The organism is Streptococcus sanguinis, from assembly GCF_008329445.1.
Lineage (GTDB): Bacteria > Bacillota > Bacilli > Lactobacillales > Streptococcaceae > Streptococcus > Streptococcus sanguinis_O.
Map to the genome: position 1 here is coordinate 376,227 of NZ_VIBR01000002.1, position 23,053 is coordinate 399,279.

The 23,053-nt window shown below is 43.1% G+C and carries 17 protein-coding genes; 16 read left to right on the top strand and 1 reads right to left on the bottom strand.

Annotated features, from left to right (window positions below; genetic code table 11):
• Positions 1-101 precede the first annotated feature (101 nt).
• The 9 genes from FKX92_RS06875 (at position 102) to sufB (ending at position 10,353) form a co-directional block, all read left to right on the top strand.
• Entirely contained in the window at positions 102-1,997 is a 1,896-nt protein-coding gene (locus FKX92_RS06875; protein ID WP_149565889.1) for a DUF2207 domain-containing protein, read from the top strand.
• A gap of 139 nt (positions 1,998-2,136) precedes the next feature.
• Positions 2,137-2,979, top strand: a complete 843-nt coding sequence (locus FKX92_RS06880; RefSeq protein ID WP_149565890.1) for an undecaprenyl-diphosphate phosphatase — start codon at positions 2,137-2,139, stop codon at positions 2,977-2,979.
• A gap of 173 nt (positions 2,980-3,152) precedes the next feature.
• On the top strand, positions 3,153-3,905 hold the full coding sequence (gene mecA / locus FKX92_RS06885) for an adaptor protein MecA (protein ID WP_002911767.1): 753 nt from the start codon (positions 3,153-3,155) through the stop codon (positions 3,903-3,905).
• A complete protein-coding gene (locus tag FKX92_RS06890) occupies positions 3,896-5,062 on the top strand; it encodes a glycosyltransferase family 4 protein (protein WP_149565891.1) in 1,167 nt (388 codons plus the stop codon). Before mecA ends, FKX92_RS06890 begins: the two co-directional genes overlap by 10 nt.
• An 89-nt stretch (positions 5,063-5,151) precedes the next feature.
• Entirely contained in the window at positions 5,152-5,922 is a 771-nt protein-coding gene (gene sufC, locus FKX92_RS06895; RefSeq protein ID WP_002893635.1) for a Fe-S cluster assembly ATPase SufC, read from the top strand.
• Positions 5,923-5,963: 41 nt separating this feature from the next.
• Positions 5,964-7,226 carry a Fe-S cluster assembly protein SufD gene (sufD, locus tag FKX92_RS06900; protein WP_149565892.1) on the top strand — a complete coding sequence of 421 codons (1,263 nt, stop codon included), beginning with the start codon at positions 5,964-5,966 and terminating at the stop codon, positions 7,224-7,226.
• 40 nt (positions 7,227-7,266) lie between these two features.
• Positions 7,267-8,499 (top strand): cysteine desulfurase, encoded by a 1,233-nt coding sequence (locus FKX92_RS06905; RefSeq protein ID WP_149565893.1) that lies wholly within the window; start codon positions 7,267-7,269, stop codon positions 8,497-8,499.
• The gene (gene sufU / locus FKX92_RS06910) at positions 8,486-8,923 is read left to right on the top strand and encodes a Fe-S cluster assembly sulfur transfer protein SufU (protein WP_149565894.1); all 438 of its coding nucleotides are present in this window, start codon (positions 8,486-8,488) and stop codon (positions 8,921-8,923) included. Before FKX92_RS06905 ends, sufU begins: the two co-directional genes overlap by 14 nt.
• 17 nt (positions 8,924-8,940) lie before the next feature.
• The gene (gene sufB, locus FKX92_RS06915; protein WP_002920147.1) at positions 8,941-10,353 is read left to right on the top strand and encodes a Fe-S cluster assembly protein SufB; all 1,413 of its coding nucleotides are present in this window, start codon (positions 8,941-8,943) and stop codon (positions 10,351-10,353) included.
• A gap of 138 nt (positions 10,354-10,491) precedes the next feature.
• Here sufB and pbp3 read toward each other — a convergent pair whose 3' ends face one another.
• Positions 10,492-11,760: a D-alanyl-D-alanine carboxypeptidase PBP3 gene (gene pbp3 / locus FKX92_RS06920; RefSeq protein ID WP_149565895.1), complete on the bottom strand. Its 1,269-nt coding sequence runs from the start codon at positions 11,758-11,760 to the stop codon at positions 10,492-10,494.
• A gap of 292 nt (positions 11,761-12,052) precedes the next feature.
• Here pbp3 and FKX92_RS06925 point away from each other — a divergent pair, with 292 nt between their 5' ends.
• The 7 genes from FKX92_RS06925 (at position 12,053) to FKX92_RS06960 (ending at position 22,862) form a co-directional block, all read left to right on the top strand.
• Positions 12,053-14,008: a peptide ABC transporter substrate-binding protein gene (locus FKX92_RS06925; RefSeq protein ID WP_187759402.1), complete on the top strand. Its 1,956-nt coding sequence runs from the start codon at positions 12,053-12,055 to the stop codon at positions 14,006-14,008.
• Positions 14,009-14,182: 174 nt separating this feature from the next.
• Positions 14,183-16,153 (top strand): peptide ABC transporter substrate-binding protein, encoded by a 1,971-nt coding sequence (locus FKX92_RS06930; RefSeq protein WP_149565897.1) that lies wholly within the window; start codon positions 14,183-14,185, stop codon positions 16,151-16,153.
• 232 nt (positions 16,154-16,385) lie between these two features.
• Positions 16,386-18,362 carry a peptide ABC transporter substrate-binding protein gene (locus tag FKX92_RS06940; RefSeq protein ID WP_149565898.1) on the top strand — a complete coding sequence of 659 codons (1,977 nt, stop codon included), beginning with the start codon at positions 16,386-16,388 and terminating at the stop codon, positions 18,360-18,362.
• 64 nt (positions 18,363-18,426) lie between these two features.
• Positions 18,427-19,923, top strand: coding sequence for an ABC transporter permease (locus tag FKX92_RS06945; RefSeq protein ID WP_004185477.1), 1,497 nt, complete (start codon positions 18,427-18,429; stop codon positions 19,921-19,923).
• Positions 19,923-20,849: an oligopeptide ABC transporter permease OppC gene (gene oppC, locus FKX92_RS06950; protein WP_002920135.1), complete on the top strand. Its 927-nt coding sequence runs from the start codon at positions 19,923-19,925 to the stop codon at positions 20,847-20,849. The genes FKX92_RS06945 and oppC overlap by 1 nt, the downstream gene beginning before the upstream one ends.
• A gap of 8 nt (positions 20,850-20,857) precedes the next feature.
• Positions 20,858-21,925: an ABC transporter ATP-binding protein gene (locus FKX92_RS06955; RefSeq protein ID WP_002902455.1), complete on the top strand. Its 1,068-nt coding sequence runs from the start codon at positions 20,858-20,860 to the stop codon at positions 21,923-21,925.
• 10 nt (positions 21,926-21,935) lie between these two features.
• Positions 21,936-22,862, top strand: coding sequence for an ATP-binding cassette domain-containing protein (locus FKX92_RS06960; RefSeq protein ID WP_002916385.1), 927 nt, complete (start codon positions 21,936-21,938; stop codon positions 22,860-22,862).
• Positions 22,863-23,053 lie beyond the last annotated feature (191 nt).

Below are 23,053 nucleotides of genomic sequence, written 5' to 3' on the forward strand. Positions count from 1 at the left end.
TTCCTATTCTATCGAAAATTACCGTTCTTTTCAATCCAAGTAAGCCCTTACTTGATAAAAATGATATAATAGAACAAAATATCTGTAAAGAGAGGTTGAGTATGAAACGATATTTTTATCTCCTGTTAGTTTTATTTTCCTGCCTTTGTTTTGGTCGGGTTGTCTCGGCTGTTGACTATGATATTGAATCCTATCAAGGCGATCTGGCCTTGCGTGAGGACAATACAGCTACCTACACAGAGAAAGTGACCTACAAGTTTAATGATGACTATAACGGTCAAATTGTTTCGTTAGGATCGGCTGGGAAAATGCCCAATGGCTTTGCCATTGATGGGAATCCAACTGTCTCGGTTCTGACGAATGGTGAGCCAGATATGGACATTAACCCCCAAGTCAAAGATTTGGGAGATGGTTATGAAGTCAAAATCTATAACTCCGGAAACGACGGTGACAGAGTTGTTGTCACTGTAACTTGGCAGCTGAGAAATCTCCTTTTTCTTCACAGGGATATTGCTGAGCTCAACTGGACTCCTATCAGCGACTGGGACCAGGGTATAGGGGAAGTCGTTTTGACAGTTTCTGGCTTGAGCAATCCAGATAAGAGCGAGCTTTTTGCTCATAGTGGCTACTTTGGAACCCATCCTTTCGTGGATAAGGATGGCACCGACTATCTGGTCAAACTCAATGGAATTGGCTCGGGCGATAATGTCGAACTCCACGGCTATTGGGATCGACAAGCGGTCTCTCTTGTGTCCCAGAATGAAGACGAGAGTGACTACTTGCCAACCTTTAAAGCTCAAGAAGAAAAGATTGCCCGCAAGACGGTCTTTTACCGGCAGCTAGGAGAAATTTATATGCCCTTGCTGCTCTTATGTGCCATCCTTGTAGCGGCTATTCTTTATTTTGTCTTTACCCAGAAGGTCAAGCCTAAGCAGTCTTATCCCAAGAATGCCCGTCTATATGAGGCTCCTCAGGACTTGGCTCCTCTTGTCTTGGCGGAAAATATTTACGCGGTAGACATGGAAGATGTCGACCCGACTAGGGGCGGCAAGGCAGTGCTGAACTTTGAAAACATGGTTCAGGCGACTTTATTAGACTTGCTGGATAGGGGCAATCTCCTCCTGCAGGGAGATGCTGAAAATCCTGTTCTGCAAATAGCGACCTATGATGGACTGGCGGACTTTGAGAGACGTTTTCTGGGCATGGCTTTTAACAAGCAATCCCAAGCCAGTGTGAAAGATCTATTTTCAGCCTATCAAATTTCAGAAGATATTTATAAGCACAAGTCTTCTGCGGATGAGTCCTATATCCGTAACATTGGTAGCAATATCAAGTCCTTATTTACTAACAGTTTGCGCTCCTTATCTAAAGAAGTGCGCTCTGAGGGCAAGCGTTTGGGTCTCTTTGGTCACTACCGGCCTCTTAAAGTTCAGGAAAAGAGATTACTGATTACTGCCATTATTCTAGCTAGTGCTGTTTTGTTGTTCTCTCTTGGAGTTTTGTTTGTCTATATGGCCGCTTTTGAAAGTTTTATCTGGATATATATTCCCTTAGCACTGGTGGGACTTGTTATGATTTGCATTTTTGCTAGCAAGGCACAGCTTTATTGGCGAGATGGCGTCCTGAATGAAGAAGGCGCGCATGATTACTATCTGTGGAGAAGTTTTTCCAATATGCTACGAGATATTGCCCATCTGGACAAGACGGAAATCGAAGGCATTATCCTTTGGAACCGTCTCTTGGTCTATGCGACTCTCTTTGGCTATGCAGATCGCGTCAGCCGTGTCATGGCTCTGCGTCAGATTCGCTTGCAAAATCCATCTATGGACAGCTATGTTCAGGCTAACTTGCACTATGCCTTCTATAGCAGTATGCACAGTTTCTCAAACTACGGCCATGTAGCGACCACAGCCAGCAATTTCTCTGTCTCTTCTGGCGGAAGTTCAGGTGGTGGGTTCTCCGGTGGCGGAGGCGGTGGAGGCGGTGGAGCTTTCTGATAGATAAGCTCCCTCCTAGCCAGAAAAGTCTTAGTACTGGCTTTTCCTAGCCTTTAAATTGTGATATAATAAGACCTAATACTCTTTGGGAATTTAATTGCGACTTTCCTTGAGTAGACCCTTGTTTCAGGAGTATTCTATGTTTATCATTGAAATTTTTATCTCTATTATTTTCGGTATCATCGAAGGAATCACAGAATGGCTGCCGATTTCTAGTACAGGCCACCTGATTTTGATTCAAGACTTTATCCAGTTTAAGAATCAAAGTCCAGCCTTTATGGAAATGTTTAATGTCGTTATCCAGCTGGGAGCTATTTTGGCGGTTGTCGTTATCTATTTTGACAAGCTCAACCCTTTTAAATCAGGCAAGTCAGCACGTCAGGTTCAAAAGACCTGGCAGCTTTGGGCCAAGGTCGTCGTGGCAGCCTTGCCGGCTGCTGTTATCGGCTTATTCTTGGATGATTGGTTTGAAGCGCATTTTTATAATCTGGTCTCTGTGTCAGTGATGCTGATTGTCTATGGGGCGGCTTTTATCTATCTGGAAAGGCGTGAGCATGAGGAGCCTGCTGTGACAGATTTAGCTTCTCTTCCTTACAAGACTGCCTTGCAAATTGGTCTCTTTCAGGTTCTAGCTCTCTTTCCTGGGACTAGCCGTTCTGGTGCCACCATTGTCGGCGGTCTCCTAAATGGTGTCAGTCGTTCTGTCGTGACAGAGTTCACTTTCTATCTAGGGATTCCCATTATGTTTGGCGCTAGCGGCTGGAAAATTCTCAAGTTCATCAAGAATGGGAATGGTCTGGGATTTGGGCAAATCTTTTTGCTCTTAGTTGCCATGGGGGTGGCCTTCGGTGTCAGTCTAGTCGTGATTCGTTTTCTGACAGACTACGTCAAAAAGCATGACTTTACAATTTTTGGGAAATATCGGATTGGCCTAGGTGGTGTGCTTCTGGTTTATGCAGCAATCAAAGCCTTGATGGGTTAAAAAGGTAATTTTAATGTTCCCCTGACTCTCTCATGTAGTGAAATAAGAAGCTCTCGGAATTTTCTGAGAGTTTTTTCTTGCAACCTCCATTTTCAGAGCAATACTAGCTATTTTTTGAAATACGGGGGATTTTTTAGTATAATAGTAGGACTAGAAGTGTATGAGGTAGAGATATGGAAATGAAACAGATTAGTGATTCAACCATAAAAATCACGATTCAGCTGGAAGATTTGGAAGAGCGCGGCATGGAAATGGCTGATTTCTTGGTTCCCCAAGAAAAGACGGAAGAGTTTTTCTATACCATCTTAGATGAGTTGGAGATGCCGGATAATTTTTTGGACAGCGGTATGCTGAGTTTTCGAGTGACGCCTAAACCAGATAAGGTAGATGTTTTTGTTACCAAATCTAAGTTGGATAAGAATCTGAGTTTTGAGGATTTGGCAGATCTGCCAGACATGGACGAGCTGTCTCATATGTCTCCAGATGAATTCCTCAAGACATTGGAAAAGAGCATTTTTGAAAAGAGTAAGGAAGACATAGAAGCGGTCCAATCTTTGGAAACAGCCGAAGCAGAGGAAAGGGAGCAGCTTTCTCAGGAGGCGGCTGATGAGCAGTCGGCGGAAAATGCAGAGCGTTACATTTACTATATCCTGCGTTTTGAAGATATTAAGGCTGCTGCGGCTTTTGCCCAGACGGTGGACTATAAGATTGACTTATCAGAGCTTTATAAGTATGATTCAGCTTATTATTTGACGATTTTAGTAGATGTTGAGGGCTTTCCAGAGCGCTATCCAGCTTGGCTCTTGGCCAAGATGCGTGAATTCGCAGATGATTCAGATATCACTCGGGCAGTGCTGCAGGAACACGGTCATCTGCTTTTGGTGACAGATGCCGTCTCCGGCCTGCAGAAGGTTGAATGCCTATGATTACTTTTCCGTTAAAGTTTATCTTGGTATTGCTGGGAACTTTTTTTATCGGGGTGATTCTGACGCCCTTGGTTCGGATCTTAGCCTTTAAGATTGGTGCGGTAGATTATCCCAATGCCCGCCGCATCAATAAAAAGCCCATGCCTAGCAGTGGCGGGCTGGCGATTGTAGCGGCCTTTTCTATCTCTACTCTGCTCTTGATGCCGCAGATTGTTGCTGTAGATTTTTTTGGACAGACCTATTTTGATTATGTTTGGCCGGTCGTTCTAGGTGGTTTGATTATTGCCTTTACAGGGCTGGTTGATGATATCAAAGAACTGTCGCCTATGTTGAAAATGGGTGGAATTGTTCTAGCAGCCAGCCTAATCTGGTGGCTGACTGATTTCCGATTGGATGATTTTAAGCTTCCTTTTGGCGGACCTTTCCTGCATTTTGAGCCTTGGCTGTCCTATATTTTGACAGTGGTGTGGATTATTTCTATCACCAATGCGGTTAATTTGATTGATGGTTTGGATGGTCTGGTGAGTGGGGTGTCCATCATCTCCTTGGTGACAATGGGGATTGTTTCTTACTTCTTTTTGCCCCAGCACAATCTCTTTCTGACCTTAACTATTTTCGTCTTGGTCTTGTCAATTGCGGGTTTTTTCCCTTACAATTACCACCCAGCTATCATCTATCTTGGTGATACGGGGGCTCTCTTCATCGGCTTTATGATTGCTGTTCTGTCCTTGCAAGGATTGAAAAATGCGACGGCTGTTGCGGTGGTGACGCCTATGATTATCTTAGGAGTGCCGATTACGGATACTTTTCTGGCGATTATCCGCCGTACTCTATCTGGTCAGAAATTCTACACGCCTGACAAGCATCATCTTCATCACAGACTCTTATCCTTGGGATTGACTCATCGAGGAACAGTGTTGGTTATCTATGGGATTTCACTGGTCTTTGCCATGATTTCTCTCTTGTTGAATGTTTCCAGTCGAATTGGTGGCGTGCTCTTGATGATAGGCTTACTTCTGGGTGTTGAGCTCTTTGCTGAGCTGGTCGGAGTTTTGGGGCCTAATCGTACTCCTTTGCTCAATATTCTCCGCTTTATTGGGAACTCCTCCTACCGTGAGGAAGTTCGGCGGAAATGGCGTCAAAAGCGGAATAAATAAGAATAGCTCTAAACAAAATAAAAGCCTTTTGGGCTTTTTTTTGGTATACTAAAGTATGTAAATCAGCTAAGCAAAGAAAGGAAAAAGAAATGTCTGTCTTAGAAATCAAAGATCTTCATGTTGAAATCGAAGGGAAAAAAATTCTCAAAGGGGTGAATCTCACTCTGAAAACGGGAGAGGTTGCAGCTATTATGGGCCCAAATGGAACAGGGAAGTCTACCTTGTCTGCAGCTATCATGGGTAATCCTAACTACGAAGTGACTCAAGGAGAGGTGCTTTTTGATGGAGTCAATATCTTGGAGCTGGAAGTAGACGAGCGTGCTCGCATGGGACTCTTCCTGGCTATGCAGTACCCTAGTGAAATTCCTGGTATTACTAACGCAGAGTTTCTCCGTGCTGCTATGAATGCTGGCAAGGAAGACGAGGAAAAAATCTCTGTCCGCGACTTTATCATGAAGCTGGATGAAAAGATGGAACTGCTCAACATGAAAGAAGAAATGGCTGAGCGCTACCTTAATGAAGGTTTCTCCGGTGGTGAAAAGAAGCGCAATGAAATCCTGCAGTTGCTCATGCTTGAGCCGACTTTTGCACTCTTGGATGAGATTGACTCAGGTCTTGATATCGATGCTCTTAAGGTTGTGTCCAAAGGGGTTAATGCTATGCGCGGTGAAGGCTTTGGTGCTATGATTATCACCCACTACCAACGCCTGCTCAACTATATCACTCCAGATGTGGTTCATGTCATGATGGATGGTAAAGTCGTTCTTTCTGGCGGTCCAGAATTGGCAGTTCGCTTGGAGAAAGAAGGCTATGCTAAATTGGCTGAAGAGTTGGGCTTCACCTATACCGAAGAAGCCTAGTCAAACATTCTTTTGACTTTGATAAAAGATAGGAGAATGACATGACTAAAGAATTGATTCAAGAATTTTCACAGCTACATGCAGAGCCAGACTGGCTCTTTCAACTGCGCCAGCAGGCCTTTGATAAAATTGACCAGTTAGAATTGCCGCGTATTGAGCGGGTTAAGTTCCACCGCTGGAATCTGGGAGACGGCCGTATTTCAGAGAGTGAGCCGCTGACAAGTGTTCCAGACTTTACAGTTTTAGATGATAATCTCAAGCTTGTTCAGTTGGGAACTCAGACTGTTCTGGAGCAATTGCCGGCTGACTTGGCAGCGCAAGGTGTGGTTTTCACTGATTTCCACACTGCCTTAGAAGAGATTCCAGAGCTGGTAGAGAAGCATTTTATGTCTGCGGTCAAGTACGACGAGGATAAATTAGCGGCTTACCATACGGCTTATTTCAACAGTGGTGCGCTTCTTTATGTGCCGGACAATGTTGAGATTGACCAGCCGATTGAAGGAATTTTTTATCAGGACAGCGAAAACGATGTTCCTTTTAACAAGCATATTTTGATTATCGCAGGTAAGCATTCCAAGGTTAACTACTTGGAACGCTTGGAAAGTTACGGCGAGGGCTCTGTTCCAGTAACAGCCAATATCACTGTCGAAGTTATTGCTCAGGCTGGAGCTCAGATTAAGTTTTCCGCTATTGACCGCTTGGGCGAAAATGTAACGGCTTATATCAGCCGCCGCGGTAAGCTAGACAACGATGCTATGATTGACTGGGCTATCGGTGTTATGAACGAAGGCAATGTCGTGGCTGACTTCGACAGCGACCTCTATGGCAAGGGGAGCCATGCGGATATGAAGGTGGTAGCTCTCTCCAGCGGTAAGCAGGTTCAAGGGATTGACACCCGCGTAACTAACTATGGCTGCAACTCTATCGGAAATATCCTGCAGCACGGCGTTATCCTGGAAAAAGGAACCTTGACCTTCAATGGTATCGGTCATATTATCAAAGGGGCTAAGGGAGCAGACGCCCAGCAGGAAAGCCGTGTTCTCATGCTATCTGACCAAGCGCGCTCAGATGCTAACCCCATCCTCTTGATTGATGAAAACGATGTGACAGCTGGTCACGCGGCTTCTATCGGCCAGGTGGATCCAGAGGATATGTATTACCTCATGAGTCGGGGTCTTGATAAGGCGACAGCAGAGCGCTTGGTCGTTCGTGGCTTCTTAGGCTCAGTGATTGTAGAAATCCCTGTTAAAGAAGTCCGTGATGAAATGATTGAAAATATCGATATTATTCTCGCAAAAAGATAAAAAGCTGGGCCTTGTCCCGTAAAAGTAGATAGGAGTCTTCATGTCTGGATTTAACGCAGAAGCAATCAAGCAAGATTTTCCCATTTTGGACCAAATTGTCAATGATGAGCCTTTGGTTTATTTGGACAATGCGGCGACGACCCAGAAACCTAAGCAGGTGCTGGAAGCTATTGAAAACTACTATCTTAGAGACAATGCCAACGTCCACCGGGGTGTGCATACGCTGGCCGAGCGGGCGACGGCAGCCTATGAAGCAGCCCGAGAAAGAGTTCGTTCTTTTATCAATGCAGCTTCAAGCAGAGAAGTCCTCTTTACACGAGGAACCACGACGAGTCTCAATTGGGTGGCTCAGTTTGCGGCTGAAAGGCTGCAGCCTGGTGATGAAGTGCTGATTTCGATTATGGAGCACCATTCCAATGTCATTCCTTGGCAGGAAGCTTGTAGGAAGACTGGAGCCAAGTTGGTTTATGTTTATCTCAAAGACGGTGCTCTGGATATGGAGGATTTCCGTGCCAAGCTCAATGAGCGGACCAAGTTGGTCTCCCTGGCTCATGCTTCTAATGTCCTCGGTGTCATCAATCCCATCAAGGAGATTGCCCAGCTGGTTCATCAGCAAGGAGCGCTTTTGGTGGTGGATGGGGCTCAATCCATTCCACACATGAAGATTGATGTGCAGGATTTGGATGTGGATTTCTTCGCCTTTTCGGGACATAAGATGGCTGGGCCGACTGGTATCGGGGTTCTCTATGGCAAGGAAGAGCTGCTAGAGCAGATGTCGCCAGTTGAGTTCGGCGGCGAAATGATTGATTTCGTCTATGAGCAAGAAGCAACATGGAAGGAGCTTCCTTGGAAGTTTGAGGCCGGCACTCCAAATATGGCAGGAGCAATCGGTCTTGCGGCGGCTATTGATTATTTGGAAGACTTGGGTATGGATGCCATTGCCCAGCATGAGCAGGACCTGATTGCCTACGTATTTCCTAAGCTGCAGGCAGTGGAAGGTTTGACCATTTATGGCTCTCAGGATTTGGCCCAGCGATCAGGTGTGATTGCCTTTAACCTGGGCGGTCTCCATCCGCATGATGTCGCAACGGCTCTGGACTACGAAGGAGTGGCTGTTCGGGCGGGGCACCATTGTGCCCAGCCTTTGCTCACCTATCTGCAGGTGCCAGCGACTGTGCGGGCTAGCTTTTATATCTACAATACCTATGCGGATTGCGACAAGCTGGTAGATGCTTTAGAAAAGACAAAGGAGTTTTTCAATGGCACTTTCTAAGTTAGACAGTCTTTACAAGGCGGTTGTGACGGATCACTCGGCTCACCCCCATCATCATGGCAAGCTGGAAGATGTGGAGCAGGTAGTCCTTAATAACCCAACCTGTGGTGATGTCATCAGCCTGTCTGTGAAGTTTAATGCTGAAAATCAGATTGAAGATATTGCCTTTGTGAATTCCGGCTGTACCATCTCAACGGCTTCGGCCAGCATGATGACGGATGCGGTTCTGGGCAAGACAAAAGAGCAGGCGCTGGAATTAGCAGAAGTCTTCTCACAGATGGTTCAGGGCCAAGAAGATAGCCGCCAGAAAGAATTGGGAGATGCCGCTTTTTTAGCTGGTGTTGCCAAATTCCCGCAACGGATTAAGTGTGCGACCTTGGGTTGGAATGCCCTCAAGCGAGCAATTGAAGAAGATAAAAAGTAATAATGTGAAAGGAAATTATGTCAGAAGAAAGAGTAGAACCAAAACCGATTGATCTCGGTGAGTACAAGTTTGGTTTCCATGACGATGTTGAGCCTGTTATCTCGACAGGAAAAGGGCTGAATGAAGCGGTTATTCGTGAGCTTTCTGCAGCCAAGGATGAACCAGAGTGGATGCTGGATTTCCGCCTCAAATCCTACGAGGCTTTCAAGAAGATGCCTATGCAGACTTGGGGGCCGGATTTGTCAGAAATTAATTTTGATGACTTGATTTATTACCAAAAGGCCTCTGATAAGCCTGCTAGAAGCTGGGATGAAGTGCCTGAGAAGATCAAGGAAACCTTTGAGAAGATTGGGATCCCAGAAGCGGAGAGAGCCTACCTTGCTGGTGCGGCAGCCCAGTATGAGTCTGAAGTGGTTTATCACAATATGAAAGAAGAGTTCCAAAAGCTAGGAATCGTCTTTACGGATACCGACTCAGCTCTCAAAGAATACCCAGAGCTTTTCAAGCAGTATTTTGCTAAGCTGGTCCCTCCAACAGATAACAAGCTAGCAGCTCTCAACTCCGCCGTCTGGTCTGGTGGTACCTTTATCTATGTTCCAAAAGGTGTCAAGGTAGATGTTCCCTTGCAGACTTATTTCCGGATTAACAATGAAAATTCGGGTCAGTTTGAGCGGACTTTGATTATCGTTGATGAGGGCGCTAGTGTCCATTATGTTGAGGGATGTACTGCTCCGACTTATTCTAGCAATAGCTTGCATGCCGCGATTGTTGAAATTTTTGCCCTCGATGGTGCCTATATGCGCTACACCACTATTCAAAACTGGTCCGACAATGTCTACAACCTCGTGACCAAGCGGGCGAGGGCTATGAAAGATGCGACGGTTGAGTGGATTGACGGGAACCTTGGTGCAAAAACAACTATGAAGTATCCGTCTGTCTATCTGGACGGGCCTGGAGCGCGTGGAACCATGCTTTCTATTGCCTTTGCTAATACCAATCAGCACCAAGATACAGGGGCTAAGATGATTCACAATGCTCCGCATACCAGCTCTTCTATCGTGTCTAAGTCCATTGCTAAGGGCGGAGGTAAAGTGGATTACCGAGGTCAAGTGACCTTTGGAAAGAATTCACAGAAATCCGTCAGCCATATTGAGTGTGATACGATTATCATGGACGATATTTCAGCGTCAGACACCATTCCCTTTAATGAAATTCATAACTCCCAGGTAGCTCTGGAGCATGAGGCCAAAGTTTCTAAGATTTCCGAAGAGCAGCTCTACTATCTCATGAGCCGTGGCTTGTCCGAATCTGAAGCTACCGAAATGATTGTCATGGGCTTTGTCGAGCCATTCACCAAAGAACTGCCTATGGAGTATGCTGTTGAGCTTAACCGTTTGATCAGCTATGAAATGGAAGGATCAGTTGGGTAAGGCTTGGTCTAAGCGAAACTTTAAATCACTGCTTGAAGAACCGCATTGCGAGTTAATATTCAAAGATGTTTTTTAGTTCTAGTCCAACATTTACAAAGTATACAAAACAACCGCGAATCATTTGATTCGCGGCTTTTTTTATAATTTCTCGTTGACATAGCGGACAAAGTCATTCCACCAGACCTTGAAGAAGATACTTTTTTCTACCTCATGGCCTGCCACCATCGTGACAGAAGGTGCTTTATTTTCCAGATAACCTTGGCCGATTGGCTCAGGGTCGGTATAGGTCAGGGTACCAAGTTCAGTATTTTTTTTCAGCGGAGCTTGGAAGCCTTTTTCGTTGGTTGAAAATTCTACCTTGTGCTCAGCCTGATTGGCGATGCGCTCAATGATGGTGAAATCCTTGCTGGCAACGGCTGGAACGGTCTTTTGCTTGCCATCAATAACGGTTGACTTGCTTTTATTGTAGGCTTCCCCCTCAGCCACAATAGTCGTCTGGGTGAAGTTTTGTGAAACATAGTTCATTAAAGACGCTGTGGCTACAAAGCGTGCGTAGGGGTCGCCGTCAGTTTGCTCAACGTCCAGCACAACAGTAATCATGCGGATGCCATTTTCAGTAGTCGTCGCAACAAAGGAAGATCCTCCCTTATCCGAACTGCCGGCTTTAAGTCCGTCTACACCTGAGCGGAAGTTGGACTGGTTTTCCAACATGAAGTTATAATTTTCCAGACTCGTCCCTGCAATTTTAGCTGTGGACTTGGAAGTGATGTCTGTCACTTGAGGGAAGTCCATAATCAGATGCCGGCTGATAACAGCCAAGTCGTAGGCACTGAATTTGTTTTCAGCGTCCTTGCTTTTTTTAGCTGTGCTAGCTGAGGTGCCATACTCTGTTTCTTCAGTTGCGTATTCCAGAAGAAGAGTATTCAGCCCTGTGGAGTTCACAATAGTAGCATCTTTGATACCCCATTCTTTGAGCTTGGCCTTCATCATTTGGACGAAATTTTCTTCGCTGCCTCCAACCTTCTCAGCCAAAGCAATCGTGGCAGTGTTGGAGCTGGACATCAAGGACGCGGCAATCAAGTCCTTGACTTTGTAACGTTTGGCTTCCAAAGGGACATTGCTGATATTTGGATTAGATGTCAGATTGTAAGCATAGTCTGAAATATCAACATAGGTATCGGCAGTCAGGTCTCCTCTGTCAATGGCTTCATAGACCAGATAGACGGTCAAAAGATTAGTGATGGAGCCAACTTCAATTGGAGTATTAGCATCTTTTTCGTAGAGAATCTTTCCAGAAGTAGCGTCCACAGCCATTGCACTCTTAGCGGCAATGTTGTAATCATCTGCTGCAACCTTGCTGGCGGTCATTCCGACCAAAACTAGTAAACATAGGAATAATCGTTTCATTTCTTTCCCCTAAAACAAGATATAACCATTGTATCATAAAATTCTCTTTTCTTTTATAAATCAAGGATAATAAAAGATTACAAAATAAATGTAAAAAAAAGTAGAGCAATCTCTTTTAAAAGATTTTTGATAAAAGCATCTTTCACAAAATCTCACAAAATAGAAAAATATTTGAAAAAACACAGTTAAACGGACTGAAAAATAGAAAATTATTATTTTTCTACATAAAGCATTTGTTTTTATAAAAAAATATTGTATAATAATACAATATAAATTGAGAAGGAGAATGCTCATGAAAAAATCTAAATGGTTGGCCATTACTGGACTGACAGTCGTGTCAACACTGATTTTAGCTGCTTGTGGAAGCTCCAGTGCCAGCAATACATACTCTTATGTTTATATTGCTGATCCTGATACCTTGGACTATGTAAACTCCAATCGGGGAACGACTTCTGATGTGGCTTCAAATCTGGTTGATGGTCTTTTGGAAAATGACAAGTATGGTAATCTGGTTCCATCTATTGCGGAAGACTGGACTGTTTCAAAGGATGGTCTGACCTATACCTATAAGCTTCGTAAAGATGCTAAATGGTACACTTCAGATGGAGAGGAATATGAAAGTGTCAAAGCCCAGGACTTTGTCACTGGTTTGAAGCACGCAGCAGATGAAAAATCAGAAGCTCTTCCAATTGTTCAAAGCTCTATCAAAGGCTTGGATGCCTATGTCAAGGGTGAGTCAAATGACTTTTCAACGGTTGGCGTCAAGGCTGTCGATGACTATACGGTCGAGTACACTCTTAACCAGCCAGAAAGTTATTGGAATTCTAAGACGACTATGGGGATTCTCTTTCCGATTAACAAAGAATTCTTGGAATCAAAAGGAAAAGACTTTGGTACTGTAAAACCTTCTTCCATTCTTTATAATGGACCTTATATTCTGAAGGCTTTCACTTCTAAGTCTGTCATTGAATACGCTAAAAACCAGAACTACTGGGATAAGGACAATGTCAAGGTTGAAAATATAAAGCTGACTTACTTTGATGGTTCAGATCAGGAATCCTTGATCCGCAACTTCTCAGACGGAGCCTATTCTCAAGCACGGCTTTACCCAACAAGTTCTAACTATGCTTCTGTTGAAAAGCAGTACAAAGATAATATTATCTACACACCGCAGAACTCAACCAGCTATTTCTTTAGCTTCAATCTGAATCGTAAGGCTTATAACCATTCGTCTAAGACCACAGATGCTCAGAAGACATCGACTACAGCGGCTATTCAAAATAAAGACTTCCGTCAGGCGATTAACTTTGCCTTTGACCGGACATCTTTTGGAGCTCAGATGAATGGTAAAGATGGGGCGACTAAACTCATCCGTAGCTTGCTTGTTCCTCCTAGCTTCGTGCAGGTTGATGGCAAAGACTTTTCAGATGTTGTAGAGAGCAAACTTCCTACTTATGGCGATGAGTGGAACGGTGTCAAGCTGACAGATGCCCAAGATACCATCTACAATGCTGACAAGGCCAAGGCAGAGTTTGCTAAGGCTAAAGAAACCTTACAAGCAGAAGGCGTTGAATTCCCTATCCATATCGATGTTCCTGTGGATCAGACTGACAAAGTCTTGGTACAGCGGACCAACTCTTTCAAACAGTCTGTTGAAGCAGCGCTTGGTCAAGAAAATGTCGTTATTGATGTTCAGCAAATGTCCACAGATGACTACGATAATTCAGCCTACTTTGCAGAAACAGCAGCTCAGAAAGACTACGACCTCAACATATCTGGCTGGTCAGCAGATTATCAAGATCCATCTACTTATCTAAATATTTTCAACCCAGAAACTGGTGATATTCTGGATAATATAGGCTTAGAAAAAGGGAAAAATCAAGATATCGTCAATAAAGTCGGCTTGAACGAATACAAAGAGTTATTGGATGAGGCGGATAAGGAAAAACAAGATACTGATGCTCGTTATACCAAATACGCAGCAGCTCAAGCTTGGCTGACAGATAGCTCCATTGTTATTCCTAGTGTTTCTGCGGGTGGTTCACCAGTCGTTCAGAAGGTCGTGCCATTTACCAAGTCTTATTCTTATGTCGGAATCAAAGGAGATGTCTATGTCTTTAAGAACATGGAACTCCAAAATGATATTGTGACAGCCAAAGATTATGAAGCAGCTCTTAAGAAATGGGAAAAAGAAAAGGAAGCATCCAATAAAAAAGCCCAAGAAGGGCTAGAAAAACATATCAAATAAGGTTTTGAACAGCAAAAGTTTGTCTCATTGTGGCTGTCCTGAATTAAGTTATTTAGTTGAGAGAACATTTTTGTTCTCTCTTTTTTATATCGGCCTCCATTACATTGAAGCGTTTACATCCTGTCGCAGAAGTGCTATAATGAAAGTAATCTTAATGAAAACTGGAGGAAGTTTATGAAAACATCTAAGTTAGCTGCAGCTGCTGGGCTTGTCATTCTCTCTGCAGGAATTTTGGCTGCCTGTTCGTTTGGCGGCTCCAATTCATCTGGGAAAAACTATAGCTATGTTTATACGGCAGATCCAGATACGCTGGATTACACTGTGTCCAATAAGCGGGCAACCAATGAGATTATGGCTAATGTAGTAGATGGTTTGCTGGAAAGTGATAAGTATGGTAACTTAGTGCCTTCTCTAGCGGAAGATTGGACCGCTTCAAAAGATGGTCTGACCTATACTTATAAGCTTCGTGAGGGAGTGAAATGGTATACTTCTGATGGTGAAGAGTATGCAGATGTGACTGCTAAGGACTTTGTGACCAGTCTGAAGCATGCTGCAGACAGCAAATCTGATGGTCTCTATATCGTTCAAAAATCCATTAAAGGCTTGGACGACTATGTCAATGGTAAAATAACTGACTTCTCCCAAGTTGGTGTTAAGGCGGTGGATGATTCTACTGTTCAGTATACTTTGAATCAGCCAGAAAGTTTCTGGAATTCTAAGACAACCATGGGGATTCTTTTCCCGATAAATGAAGAATTTCTGAAATCAAAAGGTGACAAGTTTGCTCAGGGGACAGATCCGACCAGTGTCCTCTATAACGGTCCGTTTATCTTGAAATCTATCACTTCGAAATCTCAAATTAGCTTAGAGAAGAATCCAAACTATTGGGATAAGGAAAAGGTAAAAATTGACACTGTCAAATTCTCTTACTATGATGGTCAAGATACAGAATCTCTGGTGCGTGGCTTCTCTGACGGTAACTACACCATTGCTCGTCTTTTCCCAAATAGCTCCAACTTTGCCAGTGTGAAGAAACAGTATGGCGATAATATCGTCTACACTCCTCAAGGTTCAGGAACCTTCGTTGTCACAACTAATATCGATCGTCAGTCTTACGAGCATACTTCTAAGACAACGGATGCACAGAAATCTTCCACTAAGAAAGCACTGCTCAATAAAGATTTCCGTCAGGCTCTGCTTTTTGCCTTTGACCGTACTGCCTATTCTGCACAAACCAATGGCGAAGAGGCAGCAGACAAGCAACTTCGTAATACCTTTGTTCCGCCAACCTTTGTTCAAGCTAATGGTAAAGAGTTCGGCAGCATTGTAGAAGAAAATCTGGCTAGCTACGGTGATGAGTGGAAGGGAGTCAAATTAGACGACGCTCAGGATGGCCTTTATAATCCAGAAAAAGCCAAGGCAGAATTTGCCAAAGCTAAAGAAGCGCTGCAGGCAGAAGGAGTGGAATTCCCTATTCATCTGGATATTCCGGTCAGCTCAGCAGATACCAATGGCGTTAAGAGTGTTCAGTCACTGAAGCAGTCTATCGAAGCTAATCTTGGCTCTGACAATGTGGTGATTGATATTCAGCAGATGACAGATGATGAGTTGAATAACATCACCTACTTTGCGACCTCGGCATCTCAAGAAGACTGGGATTTGAATAATAATCTTGGCTGGAGTCCAGATTATAACGATCCATCTTCTTATCTGGAAATCACTGGCTCTAAGACTGGTGAGAATGTTGACAGCTACTTTGGTTTTGACCCTGGAACAGATAATGCAGCAGCTAAAGAGGCCGGCTTTGAAGAGTATGACAAGCTCTTGGAAGACGCAGCTGCGGAAAACGAGGATATTAACAAACGTTACGAAAAATATGCTGCAGCTCAGGCTTGGCTGACAGACAGTGCTCTGTTGATGCCAGCTTGGTCATCTGGTGCAACACCAAGTGTCCGTAAGGTTGTTCCATTCTCAGGACCATTTGCTTGGACTGGAAACAAGGGCGAATACAGTTTTAAATATGTTGAAATCCAAGATAAACCAATAACGACTAAAGATTATGAAAAAGCGCGTGAAAAATGGGCAAAAGAAAAGGAAGAATCCAATAAAAAGGCTCAAGAAGAACTCGCAGAACATATCAAATAAAGCAAGAAAATCCCATTGTAGCTACAATGGGATTTTTGATGATTTTAGAGGCGGAATGGGCGAGACTAAGGTTGTCTAATCCTAGATGACAGACATGCGGGAAACCTGATTACATAAACATATGAGGGTGCCAGTGAGCTAACTTAATATTCTGAAAATTTATTTTACTTTTAGTACTATCTATGCTATAATCTTAATTAAATCTAAAAATCTAAAAGATGGAGAAACCCATATGAAACAAAGCAAAGTCCTTGCGTTAGCAGGAGTTACTCTTCTTGCGGCTGGCTTTCTTGCAGCTTGCTCAGGCTCTAAGCCAAACACAAAATCAGGCAGTTCTAACACCTTTAATTATATTTACGAGACAGATCCTGAAAACTTGAACTATCTCACTTCAAGTAAAGCTGCTACAACAGACTTGACAGCAAATGTCATTGACGGTCTCTTAGAAAACGACCAATATGGAAACTTAGTTCCTTCAATGGCAGAGGAATGGACTGTATCACCAGATGGGAAGACCTATACATACAAGCTTCGCAAAGATGCTAAGTGGTATACTTCTGAAGGTGAAGAGTACGCAGATGTGACAGCAGAAGACTTTGTCACAGGTCTTAAGTATGCGGCAGACAATAAATCTGAAACAATCTACTTGGTTCAGGATTCTGTAAAAGGGCTTAAGGACTATATTTCTGGGAAGATTGATTTCTCAGAAGTAGGAATCAAAGCAGTTGATGATCATACCGTTGAGTATACTCTTAATGAGCCAGAAAGTTTCTGGAACTCTAAGACTACAATGGGAATTCTCTACCCAGTAAACAAAGACTTTTTGGAAAACCAAGGTGATAAGTTCGCTCAAGCAACTGATCCAACAAGCTTGCTTTACAACGGACCTTTCTTGCTCAAATCATTGACTTCAAAATCTGAAATCCAATTTGAGAAGAATCCTAATTATTGGGACAAAGAAAATGTTCACGTAGATGCAGTTAAACTCTCTTTCTATGATGGACAAGATCAAGGAAAACCTGCTGAGCAGTTCAGCCAAGGCGCATTGACAACAGCCAGACTTTTCCCAACTAGTGCGACTTATGAAAAGGTTGAAAAAGACTTTAAAGATAATATCGTCTATACACCTCAAGATGCCTCAACTTTCTTAGTAGGTACTAACATTGATCGCCAGTCTTATAATCATACGGCTAAGACATCAGAAGCTCAAAAGACTTCAACTAAGAAAGCCTTGCTTAACAAGGACTTCCGTCAGGCTTTGACCTTTGCCTTCAATCGTGAGTCCTATGCATCTCAGATTAATGGTAAGGACGGAGCAGACAAACTTCTTCGTAACCTTTACATCCCACCTACATTTGTGCAGGCTGGTGACAAGTCCTTCGGTGACTTAGTTAAGGAAAAAGTAGTAACTTATGGCGACGAATGGAAAGACGTTGACTTCTCAGATGGTCAAGATGGTCTCTATAACGAGAACAAAGCAAAGGCTGAATTCGCTAAAGCAAAAGAAGCTTTGAAAGCTGATGGAGTGGAATTCCCAATTCATCTGGACATTCCGGTTGATCAAACAGCTACTTCTAAAGTACAGCGCGTTCAATCCCTCAAGCAATCCATTGAGAAGACTTTGGGAACAGATAATGTTGTGATTGATGTTCACCAATTGTCTAAGGATGAAGTGACTAACATTACCTTGTTTGCTCCTTCTGCTGCTGAAGAGGACTGGGATATTTCAGATAATGTCGGCTGGTCTCCGGACTATCAAGATCCATCCACTTATCTAGATGTTATCAAACCTGGTGGTGAAAACACCAAGACCTTCTTAGGATTTGATGGCACAGATAATGCCGCAGCGAAACAAGTTGGTTTGGATGAATATACCAAGCTGGTTGACGAAGCTGGTGCAGAAAAGCAAGATTTGAACAAGCGTTATGAAAAATATGCGGCTGCTCAGGCTTGGCTGACTGATAGTGCTTTGTTGATTCCGGTAACTTCTAGAACAGGTCGTCCAACCTTGACTAAGGTAGTGCCTTTCTCAGCACCGTTTGCTTGGTCTGGTGCTAAGGCGCGTGAAGCAGCAAGTTATAAATACATGAAATTGCAGGATGAGCCTGTAACGACAAAAGATTATAATAGCGCTCAGGAAAAATGGAATAAAGAACGTGCGGAATCTAATAAAAAAGCTCAAGAAGAATTAGCAGACCACGTGAAATAAGCTTGCTAAGAGAACTTTCTCTAATAGAGGAGAAAGTTCTTTTGGAATTTAAAGGAAACGATAAATGAAAAAATATATTTTTATGCGTATCTTACGCTCAATTGTGTCGATTTTCTTGGTGACGACCCTGACTTATGCCATTATCTATACTATGGTGCCAAGAAGGTTGATTTTCAAGCAGGATCCTAACTATAATAAGATAGCGACCAATAAAGATAAAAAGACTAACTATGAAAACACTATCTTTGAGCGGATGGGCTACATTGACTATTATGATACCAAGGAACTGCAGGAGAAAGCCAGCAAGGAAGATTCTTCTGTTACCACAGAAGCTACTGAAGCAAACGAAAAGATTTATCAGAAGTATGTTGATAAACTTGGTAATGGCTGGAAATTGCAGAAATTCCCACTGAGCGGAGAATTTTACGCTGTACGCGAAGTACCTGTGTATGAACGTGTCTTTGAGTTCTATGCTAATTTGATTCAAATTGACCATCCAAATGTTATCCAAGATGAGGAAAATCCAAACCTAGAGCGTTATATCCGGTTTGAAAATGATCCTTCTGTTGGCTGGTCTCTTGTGGGTTCAGGTACCAAGCATAAGTATCTGCTTTATTTTAATGGTCAGTTCCCATTTGTCCACCAGAACTTTATCACCTTTAATTTAGGTAATTCTTATCCAACCTATGCTAATATCCCTGTTCTGCAGGTTATTACACAGGGACAAGGACAAACTAAGTCTTCTGAAGTTCAATTCCCAACAGGTAAAAAGACATCGTCTGTTAATATTTATTCTCGTACTTACAAGACGCCAAGCAAAGCTGATTCACAGGACGTTGCTAAGTTTGGTAAGGGAGATGCTTATACGGCGACTCAAAGCAACTATCAAAATCCATCCATGATTACCAGCTCAGCCATTATCGGTTTGATTGGTGTGGCTCTGTCTTATCTGATTGCTATTCCGCTCGGATCCTACATGGCTCGACTCAAGAATACATGGTTTGATAGCATTTCTACAGCGGGCTTGACCTTTATGATGTCACTGCCAACCATCGCCTTGGTCTACATTGTCCGTTTGGCTGGCTCTGCTGTTGGTCTTCCGGATTCCTTCCCAATCTTGGGAGCGGGAGATTGGCGTTCTTATGTCCTTCCGGCTGTTATTCTAGGCCTTTTGAGTGCTCCTTGGACAGCTGTTTGGATTCGTCGTTATATGATCGACCTTCAGTCTCAGGACTTTGTCCGCTTTGCCCGTGCGAAGGGGCTCTCAGAAAAAGAAATTTCTAACAAGCACATCTTTAAAAACGCTATGGTGCCGCTGGTATCTAGTATCCCAGCTTCTATCGTTGGTGTTATTGCAGGTGCGACTCTGACAGAAACTGTCTTTGCTTTCCCTGGTATGGGTAAGATGCTGATTGATTCTGTTAAGGCATCCAATAACTCTATGGTTGTTGGTCTTGTATTCATCTTCACATGTCTGTCTATCTTTGCACTCTTGCTAGGTGATATTCTGATGACAGTACTGGACCCACGTATTAAGTTAACATCAAAAGGAGGTAAATAATGGCTACAATTGATAAAAGCAAATTCCAATTTGTCAAACGTGACGATTTTGCCTCTGAAACGATTGATGCTCCAGCCTATTCTTACTGGAAATCAGTCATGCGTCAATTTCTGAAAAAGAAATCAACCATTACCATGCTGGGGATTCTGATTGCCATTATTCTCATGAGCTTCATTTATCCTATGTTTTCAAACTTCGACTTTAATGACGTGAGCAAGGTAAATGATTTTAGCATGCGTTATATCAAGCCAAGTGCCCAGTACTGGTTTGGAACAGATAGTAATGGTAAGTCTCTCTTTGATGGTGTTTGGTTTGGTGCCCGTAACTCTATTCTTATTTCGATTATTGCGACGGTTATTAATCTGGCTATCGGTGTTATCATCGGCGGTATCTGGGGAATTTCCAAAACAGTTGACCGTGTCATGATGGAAGTCTACAATATTATTTCAAATATCCCTGCCCTCTTGATTGTCATTGTCTTGACTTACTCTATTGGTGCTGGTTTCTGGAATCTTATTTTTGCCATGACGATTACTGGCTGGGTTGGTATTGCCTACACTATCCGTGTGCAGATTATGCGCTATCGGGATTTGGAATACAACCTTGCCTCTCGTACTCTTGGTACACCGACTCTCAAGATTGTTACGAAGAACATTATGCCGCAGTTGGTATCTGTTATCGTGACTACCACTTCACAGATGTTGCCAAGCTTTATCTCTTACGAAGCCTTTCTGTCCTTCTTTGGCTTAGGGCTTCCTGTAACAGTGCCAAGTTTGGGACGCTTGATTTCAGATTATTCTCAAAATGTGACGACGAATGCCTACCTCTTTTGGATTCCACTCACAACTCTGATTTTGGTATCCCTTACTTTCTTCGTAGTTGGTCAAAACTTAGCCGACGCTAGCGATCCACGTACACATAGATAGGAGTAAATATGACAAAGAATGAAAATGTAATATTGACTGCTCGCGATATTGTCGTGGAATTTGATGTTCGCGACCGAGTTTTAACAGCCATTCGCGGAGTCTCTCTGGACTTGATTGAAGGTGAAGTACTGGCTATTGTTGGTGAATCAGGCTCAGGAAAGTCTGTCTTGACCAAGACCTTTACTGGTATGTTAGAAGAAAATGGCCGTGTAGCCCAAGGAACTATTGACTACCGCGGCAAAGATTTGACAACTCTTCGTAGTAATAAGGATTGGGAGCCGATTCGCGGTGCAAAAATTGCGACTATCTTCCAAGATCCGATGACGAGCTTGGATCCCATTAATACTATTGGAAGCCAGATTACAGAAGTCATAATCAAGCACCAAGGGAAATCAGCTAAAGAAGCTAAAAAAATGGCCATTGACTATATGAGTAAGGTCGGGATTCCAGATGCGGAAAAACGTTTCGAAGAATATCCTTTCCAATACTCAGGTGGTATGCGTCAGCGGATTGTTATTGCTATTGCCTTGGCTTGCCGTCCTGATATTCTTATCTGTGATGAGCCGACAACAGCCCTCGATGTAACGATTCAAGCGCAGATTATTGACTTGCTCAAATCATTGCAGCAAGAATATCATTTCACAACTATCTTTATTACGCACGACCTTGGTGTTGTGGCTAGTATTGCAGATAAGGTTGCGGTCATGTATGCCGGTGAAATTGTAGAATACGGTACAGTTGAAGAAATCTTCTACGAGCCAAAACATCCTTATACATGGAGTTTGCTATCCAGCTTGCCTCAGTTGGCAGATGCGAATGGGGCCCTCTACTCGATTCCTGGTACTCCGCCGTCGCTCTATTCACCGATCAAAGGAGATGCCTTTGCTTTGCGTTCTGACTATGCCATGTCAATTGACTTTGAAGAAGAAGCACCGGCTTTCAAGGTCTCAGATACTCATTGGGCTAAGACTTGGTTGCTGCACGAAGATGCGCCTAAAGTTGATAAACCAGAGATTATCGAAAACCTACATGAAAAAATTCGTTCGAAAATGGGCTTCAATCAATTAGAAGCTTAGGAGGAAGGAAATGACTGAAAAATTAGTTGAAATTAAAGATTTAGAAATTTCCTTCGGCGAAGGAAGTAAGAAATTTGTAGCAGTAAAAAACGCAAATTTCTTCATCAACAAGGGGGAAACTTTCTCTCTTGTAGGAGAATCAGGCTCTGGTAAGACTACTATTGGTCGAGCTATTATCGGCCTTAATGATACCAGTGCAGGTGATATCTTCTACGAAGGCAAAAAGATTAATGGTAAAAAGTCAAAAGCAGAAGAAGCAGACTTGATTCGCAAGATTCAGATGATTTTCCAAGATCCGGCTGCCAGTCTGAATGAACGTGCAACGGTTGACTATATCATATCTGAGGGGCTCTATAATTACCATTTGTTTGATAGTGAAGAAGACCGCCAAAGAAAAGTCAAAAATATCATCAATGAAGTTGGTTTGTTGGCTGAGCATTTAACTCGCTATCCTCACGAATTCTCTGGTGGACAGCGTCAGCGGATTGGGATTGCTCGTGCTCTGGTCATGCAACCAGACTTCGTAATTGCAGATGAGCCGATTTCTGCCTTGGACGTATCTGTTCGGGCTCAGGTTCTGAATCTTTTGAAAAAATTCCAAAAAGAGTTGGGCTTGACATATCTGTTTATTGCCCATGACCTTTCGGTAGTTCGTTTTATTTCTGATCGTATCGCCGTGATTTACAAAGGTGTCATTGTAGAGGTGGCAGAGACAGAGGAATTGTTCAACCATCCTGTCCACCCTTATACACAATCCCTGCTCTCAGCTGTTCCAATTCCAGACCCAATCTTGGAGCGTAAAAAAGTGTTGAAGGTCTATGATCCTGAACAGCACGATTATTCAGTTGATAAACCAGAAATGGCAGAGATTCGTCCGGGACACTATGTCTGGGCTAATAAAGCTGAACTCGAAAAGTATAAACAAGAACAAGAATAGAAAAAATGTCCGAAAGGGCATTTTTTGCACCTTTAAAAAGAAAGAATGTAGGTCAATTACCAGCCTCGAAGGTATGCAAAACAATCCACCAATTTAAAAATAATATTTTTTTAATTTTTTTCAAAAAAGGTATTGACAGGTAGTAGGTATAGGTGATATACTAATATAGTTGTCGCGAAAGACAAAGCCCT